Origin of the sequence: Porphyromonas uenonis DSM 23387 = JCM 13868 (assembly GCF_000482365.1) — a bacterium.
GTDB lineage: Bacteria > Bacteroidota > Bacteroidia > Bacteroidales > Porphyromonadaceae > Porphyromonas > Porphyromonas uenonis.
Genome location: NZ_KI535308.1, coordinates 231,947 through 246,916 on the forward strand (window position 1 = coordinate 231,947; position 14,970 = coordinate 246,916).

The 14,970-nt window shown below is 51.3% G+C and carries 10 protein-coding genes; all 10 read left to right on the forward strand.

What is annotated here, in order from left to right; genetic code table 11:
* The first annotated feature begins 172 nt into the window (after positions 1–172).
* The 10 genes from L215_RS0107525 (at position 173) to ruvC (ending at position 14,947) form a co-directional block, all read left to right on the forward strand.
* Positions 173–3,007 carry a hybrid sensor histidine kinase/response regulator transcription factor gene (locus tag L215_RS0107525; protein WP_238296301.1) on the forward strand — a complete coding sequence of 945 codons (2,835 nt, stop codon included), beginning with the start codon at positions 173–175 and terminating at the stop codon, positions 3,005–3,007.
* A gap of 822 nt (positions 3,008–3,829) precedes the next feature.
* A complete protein-coding gene (locus L215_RS0107530; RefSeq protein WP_025883007.1) occupies positions 3,830–4,408 on the forward strand; it encodes a DUF3575 domain-containing protein in 579 nt (192 codons plus the stop codon).
* A 30-nt stretch (positions 4,409–4,438) separates the two neighbouring features.
* Positions 4,439–5,893 carry a DUF3868 domain-containing protein gene (locus tag L215_RS0107535; protein ID WP_081780304.1) on the forward strand — a complete coding sequence of 485 codons (1,455 nt, stop codon included), beginning with the start codon at positions 4,439–4,441 and terminating at the stop codon, positions 5,891–5,893.
* Positions 5,894–5,939: 46 nt separating this feature from the next.
* Positions 5,940–7,121 carry a fimbrial protein gene (locus L215_RS0107540; protein ID WP_052343482.1) on the forward strand — a complete coding sequence of 394 codons (1,182 nt, stop codon included), beginning with the start codon at positions 5,940–5,942 and terminating at the stop codon, positions 7,119–7,121.
* Positions 7,122–7,314: 193 nt separating this feature from the next.
* A complete protein-coding gene (locus L215_RS0107545; RefSeq protein ID WP_025883010.1) occupies positions 7,315–8,262 on the forward strand; it encodes a FimB/Mfa2 family fimbrial subunit in 948 nt (315 codons plus the stop codon).
* A gap of 31 nt (positions 8,263–8,293) precedes the next feature.
* Entirely contained in the window at positions 8,294–9,613 is a 1,320-nt protein-coding gene (locus L215_RS09465) for a fimbrial assembly protein (protein WP_154657865.1), read from the forward strand.
* A gap of 25 nt (positions 9,614–9,638) precedes the next feature.
* Positions 9,639–11,684 carry a fimbrial tip adhesin FimD gene (gene fimD / locus L215_RS09470; RefSeq protein ID WP_025883012.1) on the forward strand — a complete coding sequence of 682 codons (2,046 nt, stop codon included), beginning with the start codon at positions 9,639–9,641 and terminating at the stop codon, positions 11,682–11,684.
* Between the two features lie 6 nt (positions 11,685–11,690).
* On the forward strand, positions 11,691–13,445 hold the full coding sequence (locus tag L215_RS0107560) for a hypothetical protein (protein ID WP_027451582.1): 1,755 nt from the start codon (positions 11,691–11,693) through the stop codon (positions 13,443–13,445).
* 597 nt (positions 13,446–14,042) lie between these two features.
* Positions 14,043–14,372 carry a hypothetical protein gene (locus L215_RS0107565; protein ID WP_025883014.1) on the forward strand — a complete coding sequence of 110 codons (330 nt, stop codon included), beginning with the start codon at positions 14,043–14,045 and terminating at the stop codon, positions 14,370–14,372.
* Positions 14,369–14,947 carry a crossover junction endodeoxyribonuclease RuvC gene (gene ruvC, locus L215_RS0107570; RefSeq protein ID WP_004331386.1) on the forward strand — a complete coding sequence of 193 codons (579 nt, stop codon included), beginning with the start codon at positions 14,369–14,371 and terminating at the stop codon, positions 14,945–14,947. Before L215_RS0107565 ends, ruvC begins: the two co-directional genes overlap by 4 nt.
* Positions 14,948–14,970: the final 23 nt, after the last annotated feature.

Here is a 14,970-nt window from a genome sequence, read left to right on the forward strand (position 1 = left end):
TCTCGAGGTTTATCTCTTATGCCTCATCTACACTTATAGGTCATTGCTCCGTAGGAGTGTTTCTGTATACACCTTTTTGTTTACCTTTGTATGCAGATAAGTCACGTCCTAGTCACACAACCTAAACGTAGTCATGATGAGACTATACGCCCCCCTACTAAATACCATAGAGATGAGCAGGAAGCCCCTAGTCATACTATCCTCTCTCCTCATTGTGGCTTGTCTGCTTGTCTCATCTTGCCAGCAAAGAGACACTGTTACATTTACCGTAGCAGAGCGTCAGGCTGCTGATAGCCTAGTGCGCGCTACCCAAAACATCGACTCTCTGGCCAGACTGCAGACACGATTGGAGCGTGAAGGCGACATCCTCGGGAGCATCGTTGCACTGAGAGTGCTAGGAGATAAGTTTCGCAATGAGAGTAACTTTGACAAGGCACTAACCACACATAGCGAGGGATTGAAGCAGGCGGAGACGATCCTAGACACACTGGAGTGGGTACGGGCACTAAATAATGTAGGTACAGACTACCGACGGATGGGCATCCTAGACATTGCTCAGGAGTATCACTACCAGGCGTGGAGCCTGTGCAAAGTCACCACCGACACCTCTTTTGTCGCTATCAAGAATCAGGCTAAGTCTCTCAACGGACTAGGCAACATCTACCTCACGCTCGGCAACTATGAGCGTGCCGACAGCGCTCTACGCAAAGCACTACTCGTAGAGCAGCAACTAGGCAGTATGGTGGGAGTAGCTATCAACTATGCCAACCTCGGGTCTATCTTCGAGCATCGTGGTGAGATCGACTCGGCTTGGACATATTATAGGTACTCCATGGATGCCAACCAAAAGGCTGGGAGTTCCCTAGGCATAGCGCTGTGTCACTCTTACTTTGGCTCCCTCTATGAGCAAGCCCATCAGTATGACAAGGCTGCTCAGGAGTATGAGGCTGGCTATCAACTGATGCGCGACTCTAAAGATGAGTGGCACAAGCTCAACCTGCTCGTAGCGCTAGCTAGCGTCCACAATGCCACACGGGATGACGCTAAGATGCTACAATACCTTGATCAGGCACGGAGCAGTGCCGAGAAGATAGAAGACACGGAGCATCTAGCAGACATCTACACCCTCTACTACCAGTACTACAAGCGCCTAGGAGACTGGCACGCAGCGCTAGAGGCCTATGAGCAGGCTACTGAAATGAAGCAAAGCATCCTAGACATGGACAAATTCAATAGGATGCAAAATACCAGCCTCAACATCGAGCGAAACATACAAAACAAGAAGATGAATGAAGCGAAGATCAAGCTAGAGCACGAGCGAGCAGAGCGACGTGTAGAGAACATCACCTTTACCGTCATAGCGCTACTGCTCCTTGGGTCGCTAGGCTTCTTCCTTTATATTCAGCGAATACTGCGTCGTAGCCATAAGAAGCTCAAGAGGATGTCCTCTATGCGGGAAAACTTCTTTACCAATATCACCCACGAGTTTCGCACCCCTCTGACCATCATCCTAGGAGTGAGTCAAGAGCTACAGCAAGAGGAGTCTGAGCAGATCAGAGAGCGTGCGAAGAACATCGAGCGACAAGGGCAGGGACTCCTTACGCTCATCAATCAGCTACTAGATATCTCTAAGATCAAGTCTTCTGTAGGCGATTCTCGCAGTTGTCGAGGCAATGTCACGGCACACATTGCTATGATCGTCGACTCCTATCGTGACTACGCCCATAGTCGATACATAGAGCTCACCTACCTGCCCCAAGATCAGGTAGAGATGACCTTCGTACCAGACTATGTCAATAAGGTTTTCAACAATCTACTCTCCAACGCCTTCAAGTTCACGCCCCCGCAAGGCAAAATAAGCATCACCTTATGGCGTGTTGACGACTCCTTACACATCGATGTAACCGACACAGGTCATGGTATGGATAGCGAGACCGTGGAGCATGCCTTCGAGCCATTTTATCAAGCTGAGGGTGACTCCAAGTACATTGGCACGGGCATAGGACTGGCTTTAGTCCATCAGATTGTCAAAGCTTCCAAAGGGCAGATTACCCTCGAGAGCAAGCTAGGCGAAGGGACCACCTTTCACATCATTGTCCCGATCATTGATGATCAAACCGTTTCTCAGCAAGTCATCCCAAAGGTAACCAATACGCCTCTGCTACCACATCTAGAGGCCGATCTGCAGGATAGCGAGTGTGAGCAGGACGAGCCCTGTCGTCTGCTCATCATAGAGGACAACCACGACATAGCCCACTATATTGGCTCCCAGTTTGAGGATCACTATAGTGTATTCTATGCGACAGACGGAGCGGAGGGCTTCAAGAGAGCCGTAGAGCTAGTGCCCGACATCATCATCACTGACCTCATGATGCCTGGGCTCAATGGGCTAGACCTATGCCGACAGATACGTAGTAACGAGATCGTAAACCATATACCGATCATCGTCGTCACAGCAAAAGTCTCCGAGGAGGAGCGCATCAGGGGCATAGAGGCAGGAGCTGACGCCTATCTCACTAAGCCCTTTAACACTACCGAGCTGCGCATGCAGGTAGAGAAGCTACTCGACAGTAGGAGGACCCTACGCCAGAAGTTCGCTCAGACAGTCATCAAGAGGCAAGAAGAGGACAAGTCAGAGACCAGCAAACTAGAAGAGGCAGATATCACCTTCCTGACCAAAGTATCTACGATAGTTAATCAGCAGATCAGCAAAAACAAGGATACGAACGTGGAGGAAATCGCCGCCAGCCTCTACATGAGTAGCCGCCAGCTATACCGCAAGTTGAAAGCTCTCACAGGCTACGCCCCCTCAGCTTATATACTACGGCTCAAGATACGCAAGGCGTGTGAGCTGATGGATCAAGACACTGAGATGAGCCTCACAGACATCGCCTGCCAGAGTGGCTTCGATACTTACCCCAACTTCTCTCGCTCATTCAAGAGCATCTGCGAGATATCTCCCTCCAAGTATAGAGATCAGAAAAGCATCATGACAGTCCACGACTAAAAAGGGTTCGTCTCAGAGACCCGTTTTTGACCTTTACGCCAAAGAGCCACGAGCCGTGCCGCCCCCGATCAGCAGGGAGGCACGGCTCGGTGTATAGCGGGAGGACGTCCATTCCCGTCAAAGCGAGACGTGTAGCAGTTGCATCCTGCTGTATTCGAACCACATACGAGTTCCAAAAAAAGTTCCCCTCTTGGAACTTTTTAGTTCCAACGGAGGAACTTCTTAGTTCCAACGGAGGAACTTTTCAGTTCCAGCGGAGGAACTTTTCGATTCCTAGTGAGGAAAGGCGAAACTCTTCGGACTTGTGATTTGATTCTTCCGAAGTTTCATTGCTTGCTTCCGTAGAGGATACGCTTGGCAGGTAAGGCTTCCAGAACAAGCTCCTCCCCCTACAGCGGGCTACTCGTACTCTCTGTACCCTCCGATAGTAGCTTTAGTTCCTAACTACGGTACTCCTCCTCTTAAATATCACACGTTCATAGAGGTACTTTGAGTACGAGATGAGCGATTATTCAATGTTTCGTTGAGACATCAGAATCTGTACAAGATCTAGTCAGCGCTCATGCACTTATCACCAGCAACACGCTATACATCAACGCATTAAAGTGGTCTCCATGTCCGGAAATGATAAGTCGCACCATGTAATCTTGTCTGAATATGATAAGTTTTCGTCCGCAATTGATAAGATATTTAACACCTTCGAGCTCTAATTTTGCAGCAGAAACCTAGGAGACAGATCAACTACCTCGATCACGAGATGAACATTAGGTACAGGAGATGCCTCCCTTCCAGATTAGTCATGAAATCGTTATTTCAAACCGTATGAAAAATAGACTTATCTCACTCCTTCTCTCCCTGCTTGCCGCCATAACATGGTGTACGGCGCAGGATGTTGGGATCAAGAGCAATCTCCTCTATTGGGGCACTGCTACACCTAATCTAGGCATCGAAGTTCGGGTCGCACCACGCTGGACCATAGACCTATCGGGTGGGTACAACTTCATCAATCCGATCAATAAGGAGACAGGGATGAAGTGGCTGCACTTCTCCGTCCTACCCGAGGCTCGTTACTTCCTCTGCGAGGCGTTCGACGGACACTTCTTTGGTCTACACGGGCTTGTGAGCTTTTACAATGTCAATAGGCTCAATGTACCCATAGGTCGTTTCAAGCAACTCAAAGATTACCGCCTGCAGGGGTGGGCCTACGGTGCTGGTATCACCTACGGATATGAGTGGGTGCTCGGTAAGCACTGGAATCTAGAGGCCTCCCTAAGCGCTGGTTACATACTCTTCGACTATACGAAGTACCAATGCGAGCATTGTGGTAAAGAGGTCGCCCAGGAGAAGCAGAACTACCTAGGCCCGACCAAGGCAACGCTCTCACTGATTTACATCTTCTAATCGTACAACCCTCCAAAAGTAGTAGCAGACATGAAACACTCTATATTACATCTCACTACGCTCACACTAGTAGCTCTAGTGATGCTATGGCTCCCCTCAGAGATTATCGCTCAGGAGGCTGTCAATCTACTAGATGGGCTCAGAGCCACTTCTCAGACGGTTGCAACCAGACAGGGGGCAAAGGCTGTCGTGGACTTTGACCTAGACCTCACCAATATGAAGCATCTGAAGAGCAATACGGTACTACAGATCGTTCCGACGCTCCAAGCTAACGATGGCTCTGAGCAGCTCGACCTGCCAGCCATCTCCATATCAGGTCGTACCCGCGCTATCATGCTACGTCGCATGGGCAAGCAGGTGGACATAATCCGTAACAAAAGCGGTGAGCAGCACTACCACTACACAGCAGAGGTGCCCTTTGCCTTATGGATGAAAGATGCTTCACTGATATTTCGTGCCAAGGGCTACGGCTGCGCTGAGTGCGAGCTGGGAGACTACACCACCCTACTGACACCCAATGCACTAGCTCCGCTGTACCAGCCTCAGTATCGCTATGCGATGCTCGTCCCTGAGGGAGAAGAGACCAAGAGACGTGAGGAGAGCCTCACGGCGATGATCACCTTCCCTGTCAATAAGACGAATCTTAATCTAAACCTAGGCAATAACCGCTCTGAGATCAAGCGTATCAACGATAAGGTTCAGGAGCTGACGACCAATATCTCGCTGACTGTCGATGCCCTCTCATTGACTGGATATGCCTCGCCAGAGGGTAATGCTGATCTCAACCAGAGACTCTCTGAGGGTCGTGTCAAGAGCATCGCTGCTTACCTAGTACGCACCTATCCACGCTTCAAGGATCACTACACCTCACGCGCTATGGGTGCTGACTGGGACGGACTAAGAGCCGCCATCGAGGAGAGCAGCGTAGACTACAAAGAGCAGATCATTCAGATCATTCAGGAGCGGGCTGCTAGCGAGCGCACAGCTGCTCTACGCGCTATAGACAATGGCAAGACCTACGCGCACTTGCTACAGACTTACTACCCGCCACTACGTCGCACGGTCATAACCTTCTCCTTTGTGGTCAAGGGCTTTGACCTGGAGGAGGCCAGGGAGGTGATCAAGACGCACCCGACGCACCTGAGCCTAGCGGAGGTCAATCTGGTAGCCAACAGCTATCCTGCTGGCAGTGCCGAGCGGTACGAGACCTGGGCGATCGCAGCAGATGCCTTCCCCAATGCTGTCGAGCCAGCGACCAATGCGGCGATCATGGACTTTGAGGCGGGTCGCTATGCGCAGGCCGTCAAGTTACTAGAGCGCTACAAGAAGAATACAAAGCTCTACACCCTCCTAGGCATCGCCTATGCCTACAACGAGCAGTATGACAATGCTCGTACCTATCTAACCAAGGCTGCCCAGCTCGGACTACCCGATGCTCAGTACAACCTGGATGAGTACCTACACTATATGCAGGACAACTTCTAAGCAGAGAACAAACACTTTATATTCACCACTAATCAGATCAACTATTATGAAAAGTAAGCTTTTCCTACTGAGCCTCGTGGCTCTCACACTCGCCTTCACGGCGTGCAACAAGAATCAGGACGAACCACAACAGTCCGAGACAGACGCTACCATCAGCGTCGCAGTTAAGTCGGCCGACCTCAGAGCTTATGAGGATGGCGCAGGCAATGAGGACAAGAAGGTCCAGAAGCTGGCCGTCATGGTCTATCAGGGAGATGCTCAGGTCGCCTACAAGGAGGCTGACCAAGCCGGCTCTCTCGAGGTCACTAAGATCCAGACGACATCTGGTGCTAAGACGCTTGTAGTCGTAGCTAACTATGCTAACGAGAATCTCAAGGGACTCTCTCTAACTAAGGTCAAGGCACTCACGCACACACTCTCTGCAGATGACCAAGACCCCACCAAGGGGACCTTCATGCTCACAGCAGAGCCTGTCTCCGTTAACCTCCAGAAGGGCAATAACTACTACGGCTACGCAGCTGGTGACGGTAATCGTCTTTCTATAGATAAGCCTATCGAGCTCAAGCACATCCACGCGGGTATGTCTCTGACGAGCGTTACGGTGGCCTTCGCAGACTCTTACAAGACACTCTACAATGTCAAGTTTGACAAGGGTCAGCTGATCGGTCTTGTTGCTAAGGCTCAGTCTAACGTCTTTGGCGAGTCTCTCGTCAACACTGATGCTAATTACTTCTATGGTGTCGAGCTCTTTGGTAAGACTGCCGGCAAGTACACTCCAGCAGAGGCTAACTACAAGGAGATGGCCGAGCTCAAGATGGATCTCACAGAGACAGGTGAACAGGAACGCAAGGGCTTCTATATCCTAGAGAACAACTCTGCAGAGCACCCCACCATCCTCTGCCTCAAGGCTACGCTCACACAGGCTAACGGCTCAGACCTAACAGCTGATCAAGCTCAGCAAGCTGTAGAGGCTGGCTGGATCGTATCTACGACAGATCACTCAACCTACTACCCAGTCCTTGTCAACTGGGCAAAGGATGGCTATACCTACGAGGGCGGCCATACGGCTAAGAACGCTATCGAGCGCAACAACAAGTACGAGATTGCACTCACAATCACTGGCCCTGGCACGAACTCACCTGAGGATCCAACCGTAGAGACAGCCAACCTAGACGTCAAGTGCACCGTCCTACCTTGGGTCATCGTCAAGCAAAACGTAGTCTGGTAGACCACGCCCTCACAGATAGCTTTAGAGCCACCGTCTAGTTGTGGTGGCTCTAGAGCCATCTCCTCCCAGTCGGAGAGTCTGCGTCAAGCGCAAGATCACACATACTTCATAGTCAACATACAGATCCCTGATGCTTGACGGCAGACTCTCCCTCTTATCTCTCTTTATTTAAGCACCCCATTGAGACACTAATATGAATATCGTACAGAGATGGATCAATAAGACAGCGACCACGGCTTGGATCGCGTCGATGGTAGTTCTCTTGTCTGGCTGTATCGCAGAGAATCTCGAGGATTGTCCTCAACCATTCGAGCTGACCGTACGAGCTGTAGATATCTCCAACAAGGATATAACTTCTGATGGGGATGTAGAGAATGTGATCCTATTCACATTTGACGAGACAGGCAAGCGCATAGACAAGATCCTCTTGACAGCCGAAGAGGTCAAGTCGCGCAAGCCCATACACATCGAGCACTATGGCCCTAAGGCCCTCACTTTTGTGGCATGGGGCAATGTGACTCCAGAAGAAGTAACAAGACTAGAGTCGGTACAGCGTATCGAGGATGTACAGATGCCTCTGCTACGTACAGACGGCTTCGGACACTGTCCCACAGACCTCTTCTCCGGCCGATTAGATCGTCAGCAACAGTACGGCAAGCTCAAGCTAGGCGAGCCTGCTACTATAGACATTTACAGACGCACTTGTCAGGTCAATGTAACAGTCCTAGGCTATGAGCAGTGGCTCGGTCGCCAAGGATATAAGCGACAAGCTTTTGACCCGACGAACTACGCTGCAGCCCAGATCCTTTTTGGCAAGTCCCTAGACAACTACGCTATAGTTGACACCTACAATGGTGATCCCACGACCTACCGTCTAACGGGCTCTCTAGATAGCTCCACAGGCGACTATCACATAGCACCTTTTAGGGTCTATCCGCCTATCGATGACAAACCTTTCCAGCTAGACTTTTACGTCGGAGACAAGTGCTTGGAGAGCTTTACGAGAGACTCCCAAGACGCGCTCCTACTACCAGAGATAGGCAAGATGCTCAATATCCTCATTGACATGCGATCTGGCAAGATATCCGTGCAGATTGTTGTGACGCCATGGAATGTCGTACACCAGTTCGTCATCTACTAAAGTCTCATTCACATGCAAAGTTTGAAATCCTATGAAACCCTATAGACATACACTTACATTGCTACTCGCACTATCGGCACTCCTCCTGACAGCGCTGTCAGGGTGTCGGCGCAGTGAGCTGAGAGAGACTTTAGAGCCTGCTACCGTACAGCTCTCTATCCCGTCGATGACCCTGCGCAGTGGGGAGCTTCTCGTAGAGGATCTACCCGTGCAGACGATCCGCATCCTAGTCTTCAATCAGGCTGGAGGAGCACTGGATGTGCAGAAGATCTTTAGCAATCCGACCGACCTCAGTGACTGGCTACGTGTAGAGGCTCACGAAGGAGCCAAGGAGATCTACGTCATTGCCAACGAGAGCCCAGTCATGAGCATTGCCCTTAATAAGGTCGTCTTCAAGCAAGACTTACTCCGCATAGCTATCCCTGACGAGGATCCCAGCAGTGCGACGAAGCCGAAGCCAATCCTGATGATAGGTCAGGGCACGGCTACCCTCTTTAAGGATCAAAACGTAAAGGCAGAGATCAACTTGACCAAGACGAGAGCCAAGATCACCCTCGACTTACTCCAAAAGACGAAGGCCGACGATCAGGTGATCATCCGTAGCGTGTCGATCAGTCGCTTGCCTAAGACCAGTATGCTTTTGACACCCGCCTCTTATCACCTAGGCGAGACCTGGATCTACAGCAAAGCCGAGAAGGTTACGCTAGTCAACAACGCAACGACCACTTATATCCCTGACAAGGCACTTTACACCTACGAGAGTCTCGATAGCGATACGACAGGTCATGCGCCCATCCTGACCGTTGAGGCTCTTTATAATGGAGTTCCTACGACCTATACGGCCTATGTCAATGATGAGACGAGTAACGCGGATCATCACTACGCACTGCATCGCAATCATCACTACCAGCTGACAGGTACGATCACTAAGATCGGAGTGCACAACGCATTACTGCTGAAGACGGAAGTCTTGCCCTGGGATGTAGAGACGAGTGAGAAGAAGCTCGAGGTGCCTAAGATCGTGAGTCTCTCTCCCGATCCTACAGCGACTTACTACGTGACCGATACAGAGGCTGCCGAGTTCAAGGTCAAGATAAGCTCCAGCAGCGATCCCTCTAAGTGGCGAGCCACACTGACCAATGCGCTTGACTTCCGCTTTGACATCACAGGGGGCGCCGTACGAGAGGGATTAGCCGATGGCACTACCGAGTACACCATTCGGGTGATCGCTACGAAGCCCGCAGGCGTTAACCTACGCTGCACGCAGCTACTCTTCACCTCGGAGTATCTAGACCTAGTAGGGGCAGGGATGCCTGAGGAGGGTATCAAGATCTGTCAGCGTCATGCTTAGCAAACCATTAGAAGCATCATAGATTATGAATAGACTTATAGATATATCCACCCGTTTGGTCGGGTATGCCTTGATACTGCTGATGGTATCAGGATGTATAGCGGAGAGACCCGTGGCATGTCCTGATGACGCCTCCTCAGCGCAGCTATCACTACGACTAGCCGTGCAGGAGATCCGCTCACTACGTGCTACGGAGGCAGGGGACGATGCGCTCAATGAGAACAAGATCGAGCGTCTTCAGGTCCTCTTTTACAAGGGAGGGACGCTCTACTGGTCAGTCTCTCCAGCACCTGCTGCTGACGGTAACTATAGCATTCCAATACCAGAAGCTCAGCAGAAGGGCTTCGATGGTAACTCTACGTACAATGTTTACGTCGTGACCAATATGGCCTTCACGGCACCACAACAAGAGAGCGAGCTAGCGAAGATTGTAGTCACCGAGTCGGTAGCGGACAAGCCTAACGCTAAGTTTGTCATGCAGGGCAAGACCTCTAAGCAGATTAACCTAAAGACCCCTGAGGGCAAGCAACTCGGCACCGTTAAGCTACGTCGTGTAGCCAGCAAGCTACGCATCACGCCTACCGTGCAGGTCACAGGATATGAGCTAGGTGGCGAGATACAGGTCAAGTTCGTCGGAGCCGTCAGCCAAGGCTACCTCACAGCTGAAGAGGTGGCTGCTGGAGCTAACTCCATCGCCTACGCCTACCGAGCTACTTCGAACAAGGAGCCACAGCTCTTCTACTCCTATTATAATAAGTGGAGTAGCAACGATGAGGCACCTTACTACCTTCTCACTGTGCCCCTCAAGAAGGCGGGCGCAACGACCGTAGCAGATTACTACTATCGCGTAGCTCTCACGCCTGCGGAGCCACATCTTACGGCCAACAAACTCTACGACCTGAAGCTCGGCATCCATAAGCTCGGCTCCACAACTCCCGAAGAGCCTGTATCAATCACTGGCACGCTCTCTATCCTCCCCTGGACTCTCTGCGATGATCAGTATGATCTACCCGCAGCTAACTATCTAGAGGTGTCAGAGAGAGAGGCTCATATCTACAATGTGGAGACTCATACCATATCTTATGAGTCCTCTAAAAAGCCAGTTACGATCCAGATCGTGGAGGTTAGCTTCAGCTATGTCAATGGAGCTACGGGAGAGGCAATAACAGAAGCTATCCCCAACTCCAGTAATCAGTACCCGACGGTTACCGTGGTGGGCAATCAGATCGAGATTCAGTCTAAGCTGCCGATCAACAATATCCCCAAGAAGATCCGCTTTAAGGTCAGCAATGGCATCACAGAGCTAGACAAAGAGGTCACGGTGTATCAGTACCCCTCCCTCTTTATCACCAATACGCAGGGTACGAAGTCTTCACGAAGACCTGACGGAACTTTAGCTCATAGTGGGCTGAACAACAAAGCCATCTACCGTATCACCGTGCAGAACCCACCCGAAGGTATGATCCTAGGCTTCCCGCCGAGAGAGACGACAGACTTTTGGCCAGGATCCTGGTTCGTACAAAATACAGGTTTTTGGGGAACTATTGTTGAGCGTTGGGAGCTAAACGATGGAGAGAAGATCTCTAAGCTTACCACGAAGCGTGATGCTGAGACCGCTCGGATGGTTTCTCCCAGCTTTGAGCTAGCCTCTCAGCTTGGAGCTACCAATCCTTATCCCTACCTAGAGTATGGTTGGTATTATAGCAGTGGTAAATGGAGTGAGACTAGCAAGATAGGAGCCTATAAGGAGACCGCCCTGTGCAACTGTGCAACCTATACAGAGACGCGTATAGTCAATGGCGTGGAGGTGACCCTCGATGACTGGCGACTACCGACAGAGGCTGAGATCAAACTGATAGATCAGCTACAGCATAACTCCAATAGTGCTGTCAAATCCATTATGACGGGAAGCTACTACTGGGACGCTCGAAACGAAAATGGAGCTAGAAAGATGGACTCCCCGGAAGACCCTGAAGACGGAGGCTCCGCTACTCGAGCTTACACCCGTTGCGTACGCGATGTCAAGGATCCAACGATTCAGTCACATATACCATACAGATTAGACCGATAGAAAGTTATGACTAGAACGAAGATATTTCTATACTCCCTCCTGCTGGTAGCCTTTATGGCGCTATCTGCGTGCCAGCAGGAGCAGCGTACAGCTCCTGTAGATCAGGATGGAGAGCGGGTCACTGTATCCCTCTCAGTAGATGTACCGCACTATGCCCCCATGCGCGCTGTGCACCAAGAGGGCATCAATGAGAATGAGATTAAGACGCTAGAGCTACTAGTCTTCAATACGGAGGGGCTGATGGCAGACTACGCCCTTGCTAAGGATCTGACCAAGCAAAACGATGGCAAGTACACCTTCACCGCCAGGCTGAAGCCCCAGAGCTCCCCCTGCGTCATTCACTTTGTTGCCAACCGCAACTACGGGGGTAGCGACTCTGGCCGACAGTACCTAGGACGTAAGGAGAGCGATGTGCTCCTCTCAGACCTCGTGACTATGACCGAGGTAAGCCAAGCTAAGAGCATCCCGATGTGGGCTCGCTATAAGTATAATGAGGTGCAGGAGAATAGCAACCTTGGAGAGATCCAGCTCCTACGCTCCATGGCCAAGTTTACGCTAGAGAGCCACACCACTAAGCTCGCCGACGTCTCCTACACACTATGTAATAGTTACGACTGCGGTACCGTGGCGCCCTTTAAGCGAGCAGCGTTGCCAGACCTTGACGAAGCATTTAGCATAGTGGATCGAGTGCCGACCGTGCCGAGAGAGAGCTTCTTAGCCAATGGGGATGCAGGTCTAGGCTGGTATACGGATGGTACTCCTGTCTACGGCTTCGAGCGAAGGAATAAGGCGGCAAAGCCTATCTCTTGTATCGTCCTCCGCGCTAAGTATGATGGAGCTGCAGACTACTCTTACTACAAGCTCGACTTCGTCAAGAGTGCTAATCGTCTAGAGCGTTACGACCTGCTGCGCAACTACTGGTACAAGGTGACCATCAATGATGCCTTAGCCACTGGGGCACCCTCACTAGACGAGGCACTCGCAGGGCCAGCGGTCAATAACCTCGCACTCTCTGAGGAGCTGCAAGCCTACCCCTCGTACTCCGACGGTAAGGGACGACTAGAGGTCGAGGCGAGCAGCTATATCTTGATACATGGAGAGGGGACACTCACCTTTAAGGCAAACTATTACCCTGAGGGCAGTGCCACAGCTCAAAATGATAAGCTCCAGATCGTTGCCGTGCGCAATGAGACCAACTACCCCGCCATAACAGATGACAGTCAGGTCACTATCACGCCAGCAGGAGTCATCACGGCGACGCTTCAACCCGTTCAGCCTGGAGAGAGACGTATCTCCGACATTATCGTAGGTGTAACGAGAGACCCCGACCTCATGCGCATCGTACGGGTTGAGGTGAGAGAGCCTTACAGCTACGAGCTCTTTCAGGTGAATGGGCAGTCTGCGGTTAGCAATACGGTTACAGCTACTGTTAATAAGCAGCAGGGTGCGCTCTCTTTCGTCATAACCCTACCAGAAGACTTTAGAGCGCAGCAGCTCCCGATGCGCCTGCGCTTCTTTACGGAGCACTTCTATCCAGATGTAACAACGGAGAATGGCAGTATGGGCAAGTTCTCCTTCGGCCTTGCCAAAAATGATCCAAATCCAGAGGGTCGCTCATGCTATACGACGATCATCTCTACACTGCCGGCTAATCGGACACTCAGATGCACCTTCCTCTCGAACAAGAGTGCCTGCGCAGAGACCATAGAGGTGGTATCTCTAGAGAATCTCTTTGACACACAGCGTATCGTAGTGAATTAAGGCCAACTAAGTAACTTAAGAGGGGGGCTCTATTACTTGGTTGAGCTAGTGAGGCTGTTACTCCTTGTGGAGTGGCAGCCTCATGTTGTTAAGTTGAGGACGACCTAAATTTCGCAAGTCGATTAGCACGATGTCAGTCATAAAAAGCGCAAGGAGAGAGCAGCCGGCAAAGCAGGGCTGACGCATGAAGATACTTGGGAATACACGGTCCAAGTATCCCTACAGAGTCGCTACGGATTCCCTCTGATTACACCTTCCTCCCGAAGAATTGAATTCCTACCTAGAAATTTGCCAAATAGCTACCTAGGAATTGCCCCAATTCCTACCTAGGGAATAAAAAATTCTTCGGAGGAATCAAATGAAACTTCGGAGGAATCAAAAAATAAGTCCGAAGAATTTGCCCATTTCCTAGGTAGCAAATCAGAAATATCTACGGAGGAATTGGGCCAATTCCTAGGTAGGAAATGAAACGAGCTTGTTTTTACCATGGATCAGCCCTGGCCGGCAAGGCGACGCGGAGCGGAGGGGCTTTTTTGGTATCTTTGTGGCGTGTGGCTGATTAGTCGCACGATACTCTTTAGTTAACTACTGCTTCTTATGTACCGAGTGAATGTCTCTTTCTTTCTCAAAGCTCAGGAGTATGCGCTCCTTGACGAGTTCCTACGCACTAGGCTGGTGCCACTGCTCCGTGACGATGAGGGCGTGGCGCAGGTGGATCTCCTCGAGGTGATGGCGCAAGCGCCTGTCGTGGAGATGGCGCAACCGGTGGACGATATGGTCCTAGCTCTACTCATTTCTCTAGAGCAGGAACGAGATCTAGAGCACTATCTCTCTGAGGTACTAGGCGAACGACTGGAGCTGCTGGGCAAGACCTTCGGCGAGCGCGTCCTATATCATGTCACACCGATGAGACAGATCGCACTATGAGCAAGTCACGTGGCGAGCGCATACTGATAGGCATTGACCCCGGCACCATTGTGATGGGCTACGGGCTGCTCTCCGTGCGGGGGCAGCATGCCGAGATGCTCACCATGGGGGTGATCGAGCTGAGCCGTTACGAGGACCACTACACCCGTCTGGGGCGCATCTACAAGCGTGTGGCGGGGCTGATCGATGAGTTCCTACCTGACGAGATGGCTCTGGAGGCACCGTTCTATGGTAAGAATGTGCAGTCGATGCTCAAGCTGGGGCGGGCACAGGGGGTCGCTATGGCGGCGGCCCTCAGCCGAGATATACCCATTGCGGAGTATGTGCCGATGCGTGTCAAGCAGGCGATCACGGGTACGGGGCAAGCTTCCAAAGAGCAGGTGGCGACGATGCTCCAGCGGGTGCTACGCATTCCCGCTGAACTGATGCCCGAGAAGCTCGATGCGACCGATGGCTTGGCGGTCGCCTACTGTCACTTCCTGCAAACCTCTAATGCGGTGGCTACGTCCAATGAGAGTGCCAAGAGCTGGAAGGAGTTTATCAAAGCCAACCCCAACAAAGTGCACGGACTCTAAGCGAAACACAATAATATATATAA

What these genes read in the sequence shown, in the direction of transcription:
- L215_RS0107535 (WP_081780304.1), top strand. Translation starts at nt 4,439, where the DNA reads ATGAAACACTCTATATTACATCTCACTACGCTCACACTAGTAGCTCTA.
- L215_RS0107525 (WP_238296301.1), top strand. Translation starts at nt 173, where the DNA reads ATGAGCAGGAAGCCCCTAGTCATACTATCCTCTCTCCTCATTGTGGCT.
- ruvC (WP_004331386.1), top strand. Translation starts at nt 14,369, where the DNA reads ATGAGCAAGTCACGTGGCGAGCGCATACTGATAGGCATTGACCCCGGC.
- L215_RS0107565 (WP_025883014.1), top strand. Translation starts at nt 14,043, where the DNA reads ATGTACCGAGTGAATGTCTCTTTCTTTCTCAAAGCTCAGGAGTATGCG.
- L215_RS0107560 (WP_027451582.1), top strand. Translation starts at nt 11,691, where the DNA reads ATGACTAGAACGAAGATATTTCTATACTCCCTCCTGCTGGTAGCCTTT.
- L215_RS09465 (WP_154657865.1), top strand. Translation starts at nt 8,294, where the DNA reads ATGAAACCCTATAGACATACACTTACATTGCTACTCGCACTATCGGCA.
- fimD (WP_025883012.1), top strand. Translation starts at nt 9,639, where the DNA reads ATGAATAGACTTATAGATATATCCACCCGTTTGGTCGGGTATGCCTTG.
- L215_RS0107540 (WP_052343482.1), top strand. Translation starts at nt 5,940, where the DNA reads ATGAAAAGTAAGCTTTTCCTACTGAGCCTCGTGGCTCTCACACTCGCC.
- L215_RS0107545 (WP_025883010.1), top strand. Translation starts at nt 7,315, where the DNA reads ATGAATATCGTACAGAGATGGATCAATAAGACAGCGACCACGGCTTGG.
- L215_RS0107530 (WP_025883007.1), top strand. Translation starts at nt 3,830, where the DNA reads ATGAAAAATAGACTTATCTCACTCCTTCTCTCCCTGCTTGCCGCCATA.